Annotated in this window: 15 protein-coding genes and 1 pseudogene; all 16 read left to right on the top strand. The window is 36.1% G+C overall.

Going from position 1 to position 17,154, the window contains the following annotated elements:
• The first annotated feature begins 743 nt into the window (after positions 1–743).
• Entirely contained in the window at positions 744–1,142 is a 399-nt protein-coding gene (locus BkAM31D_RS06905; RefSeq protein WP_066160107.1) for an acyl-CoA thioesterase, read from the top strand.
• 49 nt (positions 1,143–1,191) lie between these two features.
• Entirely contained in the window at positions 1,192–1,794 is a 603-nt protein-coding gene (locus BkAM31D_RS06910) for a TetR/AcrR family transcriptional regulator (RefSeq protein WP_066160104.1), read from the top strand.
• Between the two features lie 116 nt (positions 1,795–1,910).
• Complete coding sequence (locus BkAM31D_RS06915; RefSeq protein ID WP_066160101.1) at positions 1,911–2,675, top strand: carboxymuconolactone decarboxylase family protein; 765 nt, start codon at positions 1,911–1,913, stop codon at positions 2,673–2,675.
• 82 nt (positions 2,676–2,757) lie between these two features.
• Positions 2,758–3,747, top strand: a complete 990-nt coding sequence (locus BkAM31D_RS06920) for a thiamine pyrophosphate-dependent dehydrogenase E1 component subunit alpha (protein WP_257391639.1) — start codon at positions 2,758–2,760, stop codon at positions 3,745–3,747.
• Positions 3,728–4,735 carry an alpha-ketoacid dehydrogenase subunit beta gene (locus BkAM31D_RS06925; protein WP_066160098.1) on the top strand — a complete coding sequence of 336 codons (1,008 nt, stop codon included), beginning with the start codon at positions 3,728–3,730 and terminating at the stop codon, positions 4,733–4,735. The genes BkAM31D_RS06920 and BkAM31D_RS06925 overlap by 20 nt, the downstream gene beginning before the upstream one ends.
• Before the next feature lies 1 nt (position 4,736).
• Positions 4,737–5,744, top strand: coding sequence for a 2-oxo acid dehydrogenase subunit E2 (locus tag BkAM31D_RS06930; RefSeq protein ID WP_066160096.1), 1,008 nt, complete (start codon positions 4,737–4,739; stop codon positions 5,742–5,744).
• Positions 5,741–7,435 (top strand): dihydrolipoyl dehydrogenase, encoded by a 1,695-nt coding sequence (gene lpdA, locus BkAM31D_RS06935; RefSeq protein WP_084372498.1) that lies wholly within the window; start codon positions 5,741–5,743, stop codon positions 7,433–7,435. The genes BkAM31D_RS06930 and lpdA overlap by 4 nt, the downstream gene beginning before the upstream one ends.
• Before the next feature lie 12 nt (positions 7,436–7,447).
• Positions 7,448–8,229: pseudogene (locus BkAM31D_RS24190) on the top strand (enoyl-CoA hydratase/isomerase family protein).
• Between the two features lie 19 nt (positions 8,230–8,248).
• The gene (locus tag BkAM31D_RS06945; RefSeq protein WP_218970370.1) at positions 8,249–9,625 is read left to right on the top strand and encodes an acyl-CoA synthetase; all 1,377 of its coding nucleotides are present in this window, start codon (positions 8,249–8,251) and stop codon (positions 9,623–9,625) included.
• Complete coding sequence (locus BkAM31D_RS24820; protein WP_218970371.1) at positions 9,595–9,807, top strand: AMP-binding enzyme; 213 nt, start codon at positions 9,595–9,597, stop codon at positions 9,805–9,807. The genes BkAM31D_RS06945 and BkAM31D_RS24820 overlap by 31 nt, the downstream gene beginning before the upstream one ends.
• A complete protein-coding gene (locus BkAM31D_RS06950) occupies positions 9,804–10,976 on the top strand; it encodes an acyl-CoA dehydrogenase family protein (RefSeq protein WP_066160085.1) in 1,173 nt (390 codons plus the stop codon). The genes BkAM31D_RS24820 and BkAM31D_RS06950 overlap by 4 nt, the downstream gene beginning before the upstream one ends.
• A 28-nt stretch (positions 10,977–11,004) precedes the next feature.
• A complete protein-coding gene (locus tag BkAM31D_RS06955; protein ID WP_218017049.1) occupies positions 11,005–12,258 on the top strand; it encodes an ABC transporter substrate-binding protein in 1,254 nt (417 codons plus the stop codon).
• 62 nt (positions 12,259–12,320) lie between these two features.
• Positions 12,321–13,205, top strand: a complete 885-nt coding sequence (locus tag BkAM31D_RS06960) for a branched-chain amino acid ABC transporter permease (RefSeq protein ID WP_066160081.1) — start codon at positions 12,321–12,323, stop codon at positions 13,203–13,205.
• Entirely contained in the window at positions 13,202–15,025 is a 1,824-nt protein-coding gene (locus BkAM31D_RS06965) for a branched-chain amino acid ABC transporter ATP-binding protein/permease (protein ID WP_066160079.1), read from the top strand. Before BkAM31D_RS06960 ends, BkAM31D_RS06965 begins: the two co-directional genes overlap by 4 nt.
• Positions 15,018–15,776 (top strand): ABC transporter ATP-binding protein, encoded by a 759-nt coding sequence (locus tag BkAM31D_RS06970; RefSeq protein ID WP_066160076.1) that lies wholly within the window; start codon positions 15,018–15,020, stop codon positions 15,774–15,776. The genes BkAM31D_RS06965 and BkAM31D_RS06970 overlap by 8 nt, the downstream gene beginning before the upstream one ends.
• Positions 15,766–16,971 (top strand): iron-containing alcohol dehydrogenase, encoded by a 1,206-nt coding sequence (locus BkAM31D_RS06975; protein WP_066160074.1) that lies wholly within the window; start codon positions 15,766–15,768, stop codon positions 16,969–16,971. The genes BkAM31D_RS06970 and BkAM31D_RS06975 overlap by 11 nt, the downstream gene beginning before the upstream one ends.
• The last annotated feature ends 183 nt before the right edge of the window (positions 16,972–17,154 follow it).

Genomic DNA, 17,154 nt, shown 5'->3' on the forward strand with positions numbered 1-17,154 from the left:
ATTGTCTTTTTTAATATGAATAAACATAATTCTCGAGGCGCAGAAGAGCTCTGTTTCGAAGAAATAGCACCTTCATCGAATAAGCCGATGGAACCATCACAAATATGCTTCAGTGAATTCACACCCGTGTCCCCTGTGAGACGAGCACGTTTCTCTTCGTAAAACGGCGTGAAAAGCATCATAGAGAATCATCATGTGCAGTCTTCCCCGTAGAAGAGAAATGGCGAGCCAAGACGTTGCCAGGCAAATAAATCTAGTGTCTCGAGAGAGAGGAGGTTAGAACTATCCGTTAACAAATAGGGTGGAACCTGACATAGGAGAAAAGATAATAAATATTCAGATGTTTCCAGTGGGAAAGAAAGCTAGGTCCCTTAAAAGACTTATTAAATTAAAAAGACTCACCAATTTAGTGTTTTTAGTAAGCTAAGATATCCCCCCTTTTATATATTATAAATCACAAAAAAATCTAAACTAAATATAGAATAATTATTTCAACTTAAGAATTCTACTTAATATATTTATTACATCTTTATGATTATGAAGCAAATTTTCGAGAAATACTTGACATAAAATCATGAGAATAGAGTATTTATGAATTAAGAGTCAATTTACATGGATATAAAGATACCGATCGGTTGGTATTTTTGTTTATTTGATTTTGATTTTTTAATACTTTGTAATCTCTAAGAATCCTAGTTGAATAAAATTGAAGTTTAGATAAAGCGCGTTAAAAGGAGGAAATAATGAATCACATTACAGAATTACAAACAAGGTACTGTGAATCAGATGCATTAGGGCATATTAATAGTGTTAGTTATTTTATATATTTAGAACAAGCTAGAGTTAACTTTATTCTAGATAGTAAAATTATTTCTAATATTAAAGATTGGCCGTTTGTCCTTGCCTCTATACGCTGCGATTTAAAAAGGCAAATTTATATAAACGATTTCCTATTAATAAAATCATTTATATCTGAGATTAATCAAAGTAGTTTTAAGCTGGAACACGAAATTTATAATAAAGATTCACATGAACTACTTGCTGTTGGTTCCGTTGTGATAGTGCACTTCAACTTTGATGAGCAAAAAAGTGTAGTGCTTTCATCCGATATGCGAAAGAAATTAAAGGAATTCAAAAAATAGTTAAGATTACTAATGTAATAGTTTAACTAGTTGTAAAGGTGTGATTATTTTGGCCAAGGAATCTTCCAATGTAACAAGAAGAATGGGCAAGGATACAAAAACAGAAATATTGGATATTGCTTTATCGTTATTTGTTCAAAAAGGATACCATCAAACATCAATGCGAGATATTGCAGAAACTGCTGGATTTACTAAAGGTGGATTGTATTACTACGTAACAAGTAAAGATGATATCTTATATTTTTTACATGATCGATTTATCAAGGAGGGTTTAAGTCGCTTACGTTTGGTTGCTAAAGAGAATTTAAGTCCAGAGCGCAAACTCATTAAGCTTCTAAAAACTCACCTTGAAATTATTCACCTATATAAAAATGACATTACTCTGTTTTTTGAAGCAATTAAATATTTGACACCAGAAAGGTATCACGAAGTGAGAAAAAAGAGGGAAAGTTATGAGAACTTATTTGTGAAAACAATTGAAGAGGGAAGAGAGTTAGGTGTCTTTCAAGTGAAGGATAGTCGAATAACAGTTTTATATATTCTGGGAGCGTGTAATTTTATGCACACCTGGTATGATCCCAATGGTAAAAAATCTATTGAAGAACTATCAGAATTGTTTATAGAGCTCACAATGGAAGGACTTAATAAATAGTAGATTAGAAAGAATAGTAATATTTTATGTAAATACCAAGTATTAATTAAACTGATTAGAAACATACCGGCCACTCGGTATTAATTGGGTAGTAGGCATAAGTGAGGAGGAGTATTATGACAAAAAAATTAGATGAAAATCAATTAGCTTTGAAGGAAAAATTTATAAGGGAGAGAGGATACTGGGCAGAGTTTTGGGATTATTTGCTGGAATTAAATTCAGACTTTTTCAAGGCATATTTAGAATTTTCTTCAGTACCATGGAGACATGGTGTGCTTGAACCAAAGGTAAAAGAACTGATTTATATTGCAATTGATGTTGCTACAACTCACCTTTATGAACCAGGTACAAAAGTTCATATGCAAAATGCAATTAAATACGGAGCAACAAAAGAAGAAATAATGGAAGTTTTTGAGCTAACTAGTGTATTAGGTATTCATTCATGTACGGTAGGTGTACCAATATTAGTAGATGAGTTGAGAGAAAAAGGTGTTGAAATATCCGAGGAACTTACAGAGAAACAAAAGAAGCTAAAAGAGCAATTTATTAATGAACGTGGATATTGGTCAGAGCTTTGGGATCAATTATTAGTATTAAACGACAGATACTTTGAAGCATATTTGAACCTTTCTGCTGTCCCATGGAAAAAAGGAACTATAGATCCAAAAATAAAAGAATTTATTTATATAGCTATTAATGCATCAACGACACATTTATATGAACCGGGAATTAGAATTCATATAAAAAATGCCTTGAATTTAGGAGCAACGAAAGATGAAATTATGGAAGTTTTTCAGCTAATTAGTGTGCTCGGCATTCATACTTGTACGGAAGGGGTTCCTTTGTTGGTAGAGGAATTAAAGAAGAGAGGCCAAGGTTAGTTTTTATTAGATTTTAAATACCGGACGGTTGGTAAAAAAGTGAAATAGTGATTTGTTATTTTAATAGGACGGAGGGGAAAAGGTGAAATTTTCTAAGGAAGAATTATTAAAGTTTTACGAAACCATGTTAAAGATACGTAAGTTTGAAGAGAAGGTTTCTGATTTATTTTCAGATGGACATATACCTGGCTTTTTACATCTTTATATTGGTCAAGAGGCTGTAGCAACAGGGGTGTGTTCGAACCTGAAGAAAGATGATTATATTGCAAGTACACATCGTGGCCATGGCCATTGTATTGCTAAAGGAGCTGATGTCAACAAAATGATGGCAGAGCTTTTTGGAAAAGAGACTGGATATTGTAAAGGAAAAGGAGGGTCAATGCATGTAGCTGATATTGATATAGGAATACTAGGTGCTAATGGCATTGTTGGAGCAGGAATTCCTATTGCTGTAGGCGCAGGACTAACTGCGAAAGTTAAAGGACAAGGGCAAGTTGCAGTTGCGTTTTTCGGTGAAGGAGCATCAGGTATTGGCTATTTCCATGAAGCACTAAATATGGCAGCGGTTTTAAAATTACCGGTTATCTTTGTATGTGAAAGTAACAATTATGCAGAATTCACTCCAAGAGAAAAGCACCTACCAATCCAAACTGTAGCTGAACGTGGAAGCGCTTATGGAATAAAGAGCTATATGTTAGATGGAAATGATGTCTTAGCAGTATACGAAACATTCGATGAAGTTGTATCTCGTACACGTAAAGGAGAAGGTCCTTTTTTAGTTGAATGCTTCACAGACCGTTGGAGTGGTCACTTTGTAGGAGATCCTCAACGGTATAGGCCACTAGGCGAAAAAGAAGAGTTGCAGAATAAAGATCCCATTATAAAGTTAAAAGTATTTTTACAGCAAGAGTATGAGAATGCAAACGACGAAATTAACAAGATTCACCAAACTGTCGACAATGAATTGGCGTATGCTGAAGAGTTTTCCAAAAGTAGTCCACTCCCTCATGGTGAATCAACTCTTGAGGACGTTTATGCACAGGGGAAACAATATGAGTGTAATTCGATTTAACAAGGCTATAAATATGGCTTTGAGTGAAGAAATGAAAAGAGATGCTAATGTATTCATTGCTGGAGAAGATGTAGCAGAAGCGGGTGGTTCTTTCGGTGTAACGAAAGGGTTATTAAATGAATTTGGAGAAAGCAGAGTGGTTGATACTCCCATTAGTGAAGGAGCAATAATAGGGTTAGCAGTTGGGAGTTCATTAACAGGTTTAAAACCCGTTGTAGAAATAATGTTTATGGATTTTATGGCTGTTTGCTTTGACCAAATTATTAATCAAGCAGCTAAAATGCGCTATATGTCAGGTGGAAAAATGAGCTTACCTCTTGTAATAAGAACACAAGCAGGGGCTGGTTTTAATGCTGGACCTCAACATTCACAAAGTTTGGAAGCCCTATTAATGCATATACCCGGTATTAAAGTCGTTATGCCTTCTAATCCATATGATGCTAAAGGTCTACTCAAGACAGCCATTCGAGATGAAAACCCAGTTATTTTTATCGAAAATAAAATGCTATACGGTTTGAAAGGTGAGGTACCCGATGAAGAATATGTTGTCCCATTTGGGAAAGCAAATATTGTACGCAAGGGTACTGATGTAACAATTGTAGCTTTAGGACAAATGGTAAATAAGGCTAAGAGCGTCACTAAACAGTTAGAACAACAAGGAATTTCAGCTGAATTGATTGATCCTAGAACCATTACACCACTTGATAAAGATACGATAGTAAATTCCGTTGCTAAAACTGGAAGGTTAGTGATTGTTCATGAGGCCGTAAAAACAGGAGGAGTTGGAGCAGAAATTGCAGCACTAGTACAGGAAGAGGTATTTGATTACTTAGATGCACCAATCCAACGTGTAGCTGCACCTTTTACCCCAGTTCCATATAGCAAACCGTTAGAGAATTACTTTTTACCCGATGAACAAAAGATTATAGAAGCTGTTAAAAAAGTATGTATTGGTCGTCAATTCCCACAATTAGTTGGGAGGGATTGACTTGATACAGTTTCCCGTTAAACATGTTATTGCATCACCTCGAGCGAGAGCAAAGGCTAAAAACTTAGGTATAAATCTTAGTGAATTTGAAGGCAGTGGACCTTTAGGTAGAATTATAGAGTCTGATGTGATTTTTAACCATCAACAAACAAAGTCAAATGTTGACCGCATCCTTCCTCAAAGCAAAGCGTCGCCATTAGCTAAGAAGATGGCAGAGGTCGAACAGGTAAGCTTACATTTAGTAGAGGGTAGTGGAGTAGGTGGGAAAATTGTTAGTAAAGATATTCATAATTATCTCAATTCTGCTACTCCAACCATACAAGAAATGCAACGTAAACCACTACAAGGTATTAGGAAGATAATTGCCGACAAAATGACCTATAGTAAAAAAAATATTCCCCACGTCACATTAACAGTTAAAGTAGATGCCTCCGATTTAGTCGATTTTCGTGATTCCATTAAAAGTAACTATGAAAATGTTAGTTATACCGACTTATTAATTAAAATATTAGCCAAAAGTTTAAAACAATTCCCATCAATTAATGTTTCCCTTGAAGAAGATACTATTATTTCGCATGAAGATGTAAATGTTGGAATGGCAGTTGCAATTAGCAACGGATTAGTTGTTCCTGTTATACAGAATGCAAATGAAAAAACAATTACTGAAATAGCTAAATTGACAAGTGAGTTAGTGAATAAAGCCCAGAAAGGTAAATTAACATCAACTGACTTATCTAATGGGAGATTCACATTAAGTAATTTAGGTATGTATGCTGTAGATGGATTTACACCTATTATTAATCCGCCAGAAAGTGCCATTCTAGGGGTGGGAAGAATCAAAGAAGACCTATTTGTAGAGAATAGCCAAATTAGGATCGGAAAATCGTTAGTTCTTTCTCTATCTTTTGATCATCGGGTTATTGATGGGGCCCCCGCAGCGGAGTTTTTAGGATATATAAAAGAATTAATTGAGAATTCTTCTTTTCTCAATAGAAGTTTAGGGGAATGATGATGAAGAAAAATATTATTATACCAAAAGCTGGATTAACAATGACAGAGGCAACAATTGAACACTGGATGGTTGATATAGGAGACTATGTCATGAAGGATCAGGCAATTGCAGAAATCCTTACGGAGAAAATGATAATAGAAGTAACGGCACCAGAAGAGGGAACGATAAATTCAATCATCAAGAATGTTGGGGATGATGTAAAAGTTGGTGACATAGTAGCCACGATGGAAGTAGAGGGTGAAGAAAGAGTAAGTGTTGATAGTGAAGAGAGAGAAAGACAAGAATTACCAGTAACTAACAAAGAATTAACGCAATATACTGTGGCCGTTATTGGTGGTGGGCCCGGTGGGTATACAGCTGCAATTCGTGCTGCACAACTTGGAGGTAAAGTCGTTTTGATTGAACGAGAGAATCTAGGAGGAGTATGTCTAAATTCAGGTTGTATTCCTACAAAAACCGTGCTTAAAGGCGTTGAATTCTCGAAAGTTCATTTGAAAGCTGCTGAGTTTGGGGTAAGGTACAATGCTCCCGATGTTGATTTCAAAAAGCTTATGGAACATAAAGGCAAGGTAGTAACACAGCTTAGAAAAGGAGTATCACATCTGTTACAAAAAAATGAGATTGACGTAATAAACGGAACAGGAAAAGTACTCGGTTCATCTCTCATTGAGGTAACAAAGGAAAATGGTGAAATAGAAAAAGTCAGCAGTGAAAATATCATATTAGCTACTGGTTCCAAAGCCGCAATTCCAAATATTGAAGGGATACATGAAACTTCCTATATGACTAGTGAAGAAGCATTAAAGCAAACACAACTACCAGAAAGTATTGCGATTGTAGGGGCTGGTGCTATTGGCTGTGAATTTGCTGGAATTTATGCACCCCTTGGGGTTAAAGTGACACTTATCGAAAGTAGTAATGATATATTACCGGGATTTGATAATGATGTAGTAAAAGTTCTAAAAGATTCGCTACGGAATGATGGAGTTACGATTTCAACTTCATCGTTCGTGACAGAAATTGTAGAAAGTGGAAATTATAAAAAGGTATTATTCGAGAAAGACGGACAATTAGAAGAAATTGAAGTAGAAGAAGTATTGGTTGCTACAGGGAGAAAGCCTAATATTGATGAATTAGAAGGTAGCGGGCTTCATATTACAGGTGGGAAAGTTACTGTAGATGAAAAAATGCGGACAAATATTTCTAACATTTATGCAGTAGGTGATGTAACTGGAAAGCATAATCTAGCACATGTAGCAGCTACTCAAGGAATAGTTGCAGCAGAAAACTGTATGAATATATCAAGTAAAATAACTGATCGCTATATTCCTGTGTGTATCTATACATCTCCTGAAATTGCTTCAATAGGTTTGAGTGAAACAGAAGCAAAGCAAAAAGGAATAAACTTTCAGGTAGGGAAGTTTCAATTCAATGCAAATGGTCGGGCATTATCAAATGGAAGTCCTGATGGCTTTGTTAAGGTGTTAAGGGAGGAAAAGTATAATCAAATACTCGGTGTTCAAATTGTGGGAGAATGTGCATCTGAGTTAATATCAGAAGCTACTTTAGCATTAAATTTAGAGTCAACAACTGATGAAATCAGTTTAACCATTCACGCACATCCTACGTTATCAGAAGGATTTCTTGAAGCGGTTCTAGCAAGTATGGGAAAAGCAATTCATTCATAAGGGGGAGAGTAGATGGAGACTAAGTATATCCACTGTGAAATAGAAGAGGGGATAGCAAAGGTTATCATTAATCGTCCTGAGACTTTAAACGCTATTGATAAAGATGTCTTAAATGAATTAGAGGACACCTTTACTAGTATAGAGAGAGAGGATAGCGTACGAGTTGTTATTCTAACTGGTGGAGGCGATAAAGCTTTTGTGGCAGGTGGAGACATTGCTGCTATGAAAGAGATGAACTTAATTGAAGGTGAAAAGTTCGTTTATCGAGGTCAACGTGTATTAAGCCAAATTGAAAATAGTAGTAAAGTCGTTATTGCTGCAATTAACGGTTATACACTTGGGGGGGAATGGAGTTAAGTTTGGCTTGTGATATTCGAATTGTATCCGAAAAAGCAGTGTTAGGGTTGCCAGAAGTTTGCATTGGTCTTTATCCAGGGTGGGGAGGTACACAAAGGTTGGTAAGGCTTATTGGCAAAGGGCTAACGAAAGAATTGATATTTACTGGGCGGAGAATCTATCCAGGTGAAGCAAAAGAGCTAGGCATTGCTAATAAGGTAGTCGCCCATGAGGATCTTATGCAAGAATCCATGAATGTAGCAAATATGATTGTGAAAAATAGCCCTATAGCCGTAATGCAAGCCAAAAAAGCGATAAATCAAGGGTACGAGACTTCTTTAGATCAGGCTTTGGCGTTAGAAGCGGAAGCATGGCTTGTCAATTTTACTACAGAAGATCGAGTTGAAGGATTAAGTTCTTTCTTAGAAAAACGAAGTCCAAACTATAAAGGAAAATAGTTATTTTGGGGGGACTTTCATGAGCATTGAAGGGAACAATAATTTCTCAGCAGTGATTAGACGTTGGGCAGAATTGACTCCAGAAAAGGAGGTAATCGTTTATCAGGATCAGAGAATCACATATAAGCAGCTTCATGATAGGATAAGCGAATTAGCACAGGGTTTTCTTAATTTAGGTGTAAGAAAAGGAGATGTTGTTGCAGTTCTTCTTTACAATTGTTCTGAGTTTTTAGAAGTTTATTTTGCAGCAAATAGAATTGGTGCAGTTTTTCTGCCACTAAATTTTCGATTAGCTGCTGAAGAGATCGCGTATGTACTAGATAACGCGGAAGCAAAAGTGATCGTAACAGAAGGTGATTTCCATGAACAAGTCGACTCAATTAAAGGAGAACTGCCAAACTTACATTATTATGTTTCGTTATCTTCATCCACAAAGTCACGATGGTTAAACTACTATATCTTGGTCAATGAAAACATGGGAGCGGTAATTCACGATGAAAATGTTGAACTAGATGATTTAAACAGGTTGATGTACACATCGGGTACAACTTCTAGACCAAAAGGTGTCATTATTACAAATGAAAACCTGTATTGGAAAAATATTGCTCATATTTGGGAATTTAATATTACTCCTGAAGATAAAACGTTAATAACTGGACCGCTCTATCATGTAGGTGGCCTAGACTTAACAGGGATAGGAACGATCTATCGTGGTGGAAGTGTAGTGATTATGAGGAAATTTGATCCAATTGACCTGCTTGAAATTATAGATAAAGAAAGACCAACAAATGTATGGCTAGCTCCAGCTATGCTTAATATGATCCTTCAACAGGAGAATAGTGGAAACTATAATCTGGATTCGATTCGCTACATTATAGCTGGAGGAGAAAAAATGCCGGAACAATTAATCCAAAAGGTTTTTACTATCTTTAGAAATACTAGATTTTGCGATGCGTACGGACTAACAGAAACAGTATCTGGCGACACATTTATGCCTCAAGATAAAACATTTGAAAAATTAGGTTCTGTTGGTCGTCCTTGTCTACATCTAGATATTAGGATCGTTAATTCATATTGGGAGGAAGTTAATACGGGTGAATTAGGTGAAATTGCTTTAAAAGGGCCTAAAGTAGCCAAAGGATATTGGAAAAATGAAGAAGCGACTAAAAAAGCATTCAGAGGCGGATGGTTTAACACTGGAGATATAGGATATTTGGATGAAGATGGCTATCTTTATGTAGTTGACCGAAAGAAAGATATGATTATCAGTGGTGGAGAAAATATAGCTTCTTTAGAGATAGAAAGAGTTCTTTATCAACATACTGATGTTTTAGAAGCTGCCGTTGTTGCAATCCCTCATGAGAAGTGGGGGAGGTTCCGAAAGCTTATATCGTAACAAAGAGTCATGCCAAACTAACTGCAGATGAAATAAAATCGTTTTGTAAAGGGAAGTTGGCTAATTATAAAATCCCTAAAGAATTTGATTTTATAAATGAATTGCCAAGAAACCCATCAGGGAAAGTATTGAAACGAATTTTAAGAGAAAACAACAGGATGGTTGAGGAGGGTAATAAATGAATTTTTCAATTACTGAGGAACAACGGATGTTAAAAGAAGGGGTAAGAAAACTAGTTCAAGATTTTGGTTTAGAGTATTGGAGAGAGAAAGATGACAAACATGAATTTGTTCATGAGCTTTGGAATGCCTTAGGTGAAAACGGTTACATCGGAGTTATGATTCCAGAAAAATACGGTGGGGTAGGATTAGGATTAGTAGAAATGGCCATGGTCATCGAAGAGTTAGCCAAAGGAGGGGCGGGGTCCACCGTAGCACAGTTGTTTATGTTAACTCCTGTCTTCGGTGGCGTGACAATAGAATTACACGGGAATGAGGAGCAAAAACAAGAATATTTACCCAAAATTGCCTCGGGCGAACTAAATTTTTGTATGGCGCTTACCGAGCCTAACGCAGGGAGCAATTCTCTTGAGATTAGCACATTCGCTGAAAAGAAAGACGAACATTACATTATAAATGGTCAGAAAATTTGGATTTCTGGTGTTGATGTAGCACAAAAAATGTTGTTAGTAGCTCGAACAACTAAAAAGGAAGATGTTAAAAGAAAAACAGATGGGATAACACTGTTCTTAGTTGATTGTGATGACCCAGCTATAACAGCTCAACCCATTGAAAAGGTAGGAACGCATTGTGTACGCTCTGATACTGTCTTTATTGAAAATTTAAAAGTCCATAAAGATAATATTATCGGAGAAGAAGGGAGAGGTTGGAATTATCTATTAGATACATTAAATGCAGAAAGAATTGTTACAACCGCTGGATTAATTGGAACCGGTCAATTGGCTACTAAACTTGCAGTCAATTATGCAAATGAAAGAGTGGTATTTAACAATAGACCTATTGGTGTTTATCAGGGTATACAGTTTCCACTTGCAAAATATAGTGCGGAATTACAGGTAGCACAACTAATGAATTATAAAGCTGCTTGGTTATACGATCAGTTACTTCCCAATGGGTCTGAGGCTAATACTGCAAAATTAATTGCAGGTGATGCTGCTTTTCAGGTTTGTGACCGTGCAATGCAAGTTATGGGTGGTTATGGATATGCAAAAGAGTATCATATTGAGCGTTTATGGCGTGATGTTCGACTATTTAAGATCGCTCCAGTTTCCGAAGAGATGATTTTAAACTTTATTGCTCAACATAATTTAGGGCTTCCTAGATCTTATTAAAATAAAAAAGTTTAAGGGGGAAAGTGAGATGAAAAAGAATTTCACGATCATAAAACTATTGACAACGGTAATGTCTTTCGTTTTAATTATGAGTCTTTTTGCGTGTAATTCTCCATCAGATTCGTCAGGTTCTGGTACGGATTCTAATGGACAATCAGATACCATTAAAATTGGGATGACGTCTGCATTAACTGGATCTTATAGTGAATTTGGAGAAGGGAATCGGCGTGCAGTCGAAATAGCGGTTGAAAAGTGGAACGCTGAGGGTGGTATCAACGGTAAGGAAATTGAGTTGGTTGTGTATGATGATCAGCTTGTACCCGACCAAGCAGCGGTAAATATGCAAAGAATACTTGATGATGATGAAATTGTTGCAGTCATCGGACCTGCTGGAAGTGGTCCGGCATTAGCGACAGTACCTATGACAGAGGCGAAAGGAATTGTACACATTAATCCAGTAGCCCAGACAATCGATGTTACTTATCCTCACGGAACAGATCAATCTCCTCGTGAAAATGTATTTTCATTTGCACTTCAAAATAATGTAGAAGCAGAAGCAATTGCTAATTTTGTAGGTGAAAGATGGGATAAAATTGGGATTGTTCATGAAAGTACAGCATATGGGGTTAGTGGGAGTGAATTAATAGAAGAAGTGTTACAGGAAAAGTTTAATAAAGAGCCGGTAGGAGTTGAACAGTATAATCAACAAGCGGCTGATATGACAGCACAATTATCTCGTATTAATAGAGAAGGTGCAGAAGTTGTTGTAACTATTGGACTAGGAGCCGATTTAGCTAATGTTAGAAGAGGAATGAGTAGATTAAATATGGATATCCCTCTTATTTCTTCAAATGGAGCATTATCACAACCTTATCAAGATGGAGCTGGGGACCTTATCGTTGGAACAATCGGTTCGATGATCGGTGCATTAGGTAATGATCCACTTGAGCCAGAAGCCGCTGAATTTGCGGAAATGTATCTTGAAAAGCACGGTAAGGATCAATATTGGGGAAATGGTGAAACGCCACAATTATTTATGTCACTCAATGTTATCAATGCCTATGATGGTGCAAATGTATTATTTGAAGCGATCAAGCAAGCAGATAGTACAGAAACAGATGAAATCATTGCAGCTCTACACAATATTAAGGATTTTAAAGGTGTAAATGCAACGTACTCTTTCGATAAGAGCAAACATCATGCAATAGAAACAGAGCATATTGGTATGTTCCATTACGTGGATGATGGGGATGAAATCAAATTAGTTCCGTATGTAGATTAAGGTATGACGGGGAAGGGATAACTTCCCCGAATCCCTTTTAGATTATTTTATGGAGGTGGCTTATGCAGTTTTTACTTGAATTGTTATTTATGGGTGTTTGTGTTGGGGCTGCCTATTCATTAATTGCTCATGGGTTTAATTTAACATTTTGGACGATGAAAGTTGTAAATTTTGCACATGGACCTTTTATAATGTTTTGTTCAATGCTCATTTTAACCTTTGCGTTACATGGAATGCCTTTGCTTTTCGCTGTTTTTCTTGGGCTGGTAATTATTTCTTTGTTAGGGGTTGTTTTAGAAAGAGTTTCTGTTAGTCCATTAGTCAAAAATCCGACTAGTATGGGCTGGGTAGTATCTACTTTAGGGATGGGGATCTTCTTACAAGCTCTTGCAACAAAAGTATGGGGAGCTCAAGCGATATCGTTCCCAGATATCATCTTTACGAGCACTGATTATATATCCGTATTTGGCGTTCAACTTTCAGCACAGTACTTGTTAGTTCTAGTTGTTTCGATAGGGATAATGATCTTATTGGAAGTGATTATGAATAGAACTATTTGGGGAAAAGCAATGAAAGGAGTAGCACATGATGCCAAGCTTGCCAGATTGCTAGGTATTAATTCAAAGCTTGTTGTTTCTCTTTCATTTTTATTAAGTGCATTGTTAGCTGGGATTGCCGGTACGTTAATTGCTCCTATATATGGTGCGATCAATCCTGCATTCGGTATGAATTTAATGGTACTAGGATTTGTAGCCGTAGTATTAGGAGGAATTGGAAATTCAAAAGGGGCTTTAATAGGTGGCCTATCATTGGGAGTAATTGAAAAATTAGTAGGTGGTTATATTTCGACTGCTGCAGAACATGGAGTAGCATTTGCCATTCTCATATTAATTTTAGCAATAAAGCCTGAAGGAATTTTCGGTAAAAAGGTGGTGGAGAAAGTATGAAGCATGTAATGCGAATTTTAGACAATCCAATATCAAAGATTGTCATACTTTTGTTATTAGTCATAGCACCTTTATTCGTATCGCAAAATTTACTTCAATTATTAATTTTCTGGGGAATCTTTATCATTCTTGCACAAAGTATCAATATTCTCACGGGATTCGCCGGACAATTATCCTTAGGTCATGCTGCTTTTTATGCAATAGGAGCATATACCTCTGCTATTCTTATGATGAAATTCGGACTTCCTTTGTTCATTACAATCATCATTTCAATGGTATTAAGTGCGATCGTCGGTTTTATCCTATCATTTCCAGCTGGAAGAGTGAAAGAATTTTATTTGGCGATGATGACTTTAGGGTTTGGTTTTTTAGTTCATGAGATTATTCGTGAATGGGCTTCTGTTACAGGTGGGGTAATGGGCATTAGTGGGATAAACTCACCAAAATTCGGAACGCTGACGATCTTTGGTATTTCAGTGAATTTAGTAGCGTACTATTGGTTTGTTTTAGCGATCACATTAGTAATCGTTTGGCTGTTAAGGAATTTTGTCCAATCTTATTTCGGACGTTCATTTTTGGCTGTGCATCAGAGTGAATTGGCTGCTTCGAGTATAGGAATTTCACCTAGATTCGTAAAACAGTTAGCCTACACAGTAAGTGCTGCAATGGCAGGTCTAGCTGGGGCATTATATGCTCATTTAATGGGATATATCGGGCCGGAGTCTTTTGAAATGATGAAATCAATTGAGATATTAGTCATGGGGATATTGGGTGGATTCGGAACGATTATTGGTCCGATACTTGGTGCCGCATTCTTAACTTTTATTCCTAGCCAACTACAACTTTTTGCAGAGTATCAACTTATGATTTACGGTCTACTTTTAGTATTTTCATTTCTAATTATCCCAAAAGGGTTTGCTGGATTATTAGGACTGAGAACAGATATGGAAAAAGGAAAGACGATTCAAAAATTAACAAAGATCAAGAGCAAAGCCGATCAATCGATTCAGGGAGAGTCACCTGACCAAGAACAAAGATTATTTAATATACTTAATAAAAAATTGGTCGTTGATAACTTAGTAAAAGATTTTCAGGGATTAAGAGCGTTAGATCAAACTTCGTTAGGGCTTCAACCGGGAACTATATTAGGATTAATAGGGCCTAATGGTTCTGGAAAAAGTACACTTGTTAATTTAATTAGTGGTGTTTACCCAGTGACAGAAGGGAAGATATCTTTTGGAGGGAAGGAAATTACAAATTTACCATCCCATTTGATTGCTAGGGAAGGGATTATAAGAACGTTTCAAGACCCAAATAATGTACCAAATATGACCGTGAAAGAAAACTTGCTACTAGGAAGTCAATTACTTTTTAAATCTAACATTGTCTCTTGCTCAATTAATAGTAAAAGTTCATTACTTGAGGAAAAACAAATGATTGAAAAGGTTTATAAAGTAATGGAACTTTGTAATTTAAAAGAATACGCTGATGAACAGGTTGAGAACCTGCCTTATGGGATTCAACGGATGGTTGAAGTTGCTCGAGCTATTTTAGCAGAACCTCAGTTATTAATGTTAGATGAACCGGCAGCGGGGTTATCTGAGGAAGAAATGGATGAATTAGTGCGAATGATTCGATATGTAAAGGAAAAAGGCATTTCGGTTATACTCATCGATCATCATATAGATTTTCTCGTCAAGCTTGTCGATACGGTAGTAGTTTTAGATTCAGGAAAAGTGATCTATTCAGGAGATGTTGAGGGGATGCAGAGTAACAAACAAGTAATTGAAGCTTACTTGGGGGTGGAAAATAATGCTTAATGTTAAAAATCTCGCCGTTAATTATGGGCCGATTAAAGCACTTAAGGGTGTTTCTATAACAGCTAAAGAAAATGAAATTACTGCCATTATTGGTGCAAATGGCGCTGGAAAATCAACGTTGTTAAATTCTATTTCAGGTCTTATCACAAAAGCAAGTGGAGACATTATATATCGAGGAAAATCGCTAAATGATATTCCTGTAGAAGAAAGGATGAAAATGGGCATAGCCCATGTATTAGAAGGACGTCATTTATTTAAAGATCAAACAGTTCATGACAACTTATTACTAGGAGCGTATTTTCGGAATAAAAAAAGTGAACGAAAAGATTCTATGAAAAGAATCAAAGAAGTGTATGAGAAATTTCCTGTTTTATATGAAAAGAAAAATCAGATTTCAGGTACGTTAAGTGGAGGACAACAGCAAATGTTAATTATTGCTGTTGCGTTACTTTCAAAACCTAAATTATTGCTTTTAGATGAACCATCCTTAGGGTTAGCTCCTATAATTGTTGATGAAGTGTATAAACTACTTCACGATCTCCAAAAAAGCGGCGTAACCATTATTATGTCGGAACAAATGGCGGGGCTTGCATTAAGAATAGCAGATGCGGGCTTTGTTATTGAAGGTGGGAAAATTGTTGACCAAGGTGATAACGAGTATTTAAAGAATTTGTTATCAAATGGGTTATCGTCTGTTTATTTAGGGAAATCAAAGGCTGATAAGGAGGAGTTGGTTACGAATGAGTACTAATAATAGTTTGTCAGGAGAATACAGATTTTTACCTGTGGAGCAGGTATACTTTGGAATTGGCATTATTGACAAACTAACAGATGAATTAAATCGCTTAGGTGCAAAGAAGGCAATTCTAATAACAAGTAACTCTCTTATTAATTCAAAGATTGTTAGTAACATTAAAGAGCAGTTAGGTGAGCGATTAACTTCGATTCATTGTGGAACATCTCAACATGTACCAAGTCAAACAGTCTTTGATATTGCTTCAAAAGTTAAGCAGGAAGAAGCAGATGTATTAATTAGTTTAGGTGGAGGAACGGTTATAGATTCTGTGAAATCAATTGCTTTAATATTAGCTGACGGTTTAAAAGGAGCAACAGAATTAAAAGATTATTCAGTGACATTTGAGTATCCAGATAAAGTGACAATTCCATCTATCAAAGGAGAAACCCTTCGACATATTGCTATTCCTACAACGCTTTCGTCTGCGGAATTTTCAAATATTGCAGGCATAACTGATGAGAATAGAAAAGTAAAAGAATTATATATAGATGACAAATTAACTCCCGTTAGTGTGTTTTTAGATCCCCAATTAACACTAGACACCCCAAAGTGGTTATGGAGTTCATCCGGAATTCGAGCCCTTGATCACGCAATAGAAACAATTTATTCTAAGAAATCACAACCAATTACGACTACGTTAGCATTAGAATCGATTAAGTGCTTATCTGAAAACCTGAGATTATGTTATGAAAACCCTTTAAATTTAGAAGCAAGGTTGAAATGTCAAATGGCTTCTTGGCAATCATTTTTTGGTGTAACAAATGTTATGATGGGTCTGAGTCATGGAATAGGGCATCAAATAGGAGCGCATGGAAATGTGCCACATGGCATAACTTCATGTATCATGCTACCACACGTCATGGAAGATGCTTTGGAAGTTACAGTGATACCGCAATCTCTAATATCTAAAGCTTTAGGTGCTGAAATAACTAACAAAACTACTGAAGAAGTAGCTAGTATTGCTCCAATATTAGTTAATAACTTAATTAAAGAGCTTAATTTACCAACAAGATTGAGTGAGGTAGGAATTAAGAAAGAGCAATTTGATTTAATTGCAAAAGATGCAATGGGAGATTTAGTAGTAGCAAGTAGTCCGAAACCTGTGAAAGGGAAAGAGGATATTTTAAAATTACTTCAAAAAGCATGGTAAATAATTAATTGAAAAGTTTACTACAAGGTGTGAAGATTAAATATCTCGCACCTTCTTTTTATATAGCAAAAAAATATAATTATTCAACAAATGTAAAGTCCAATTTGTCATACTTCCTTGCTTTATCTCGATAATTGATTAACATCTTGCCGAATGCTTGCTTATTATTAGAACATTTGTCAT

Source organism: Halalkalibacter krulwichiae (assembly GCF_002109385.1).
Lineage (GTDB): Bacteria > Bacillota > Bacilli > Bacillales > Bacillaceae_D > Halalkalibacter > Halalkalibacter krulwichiae.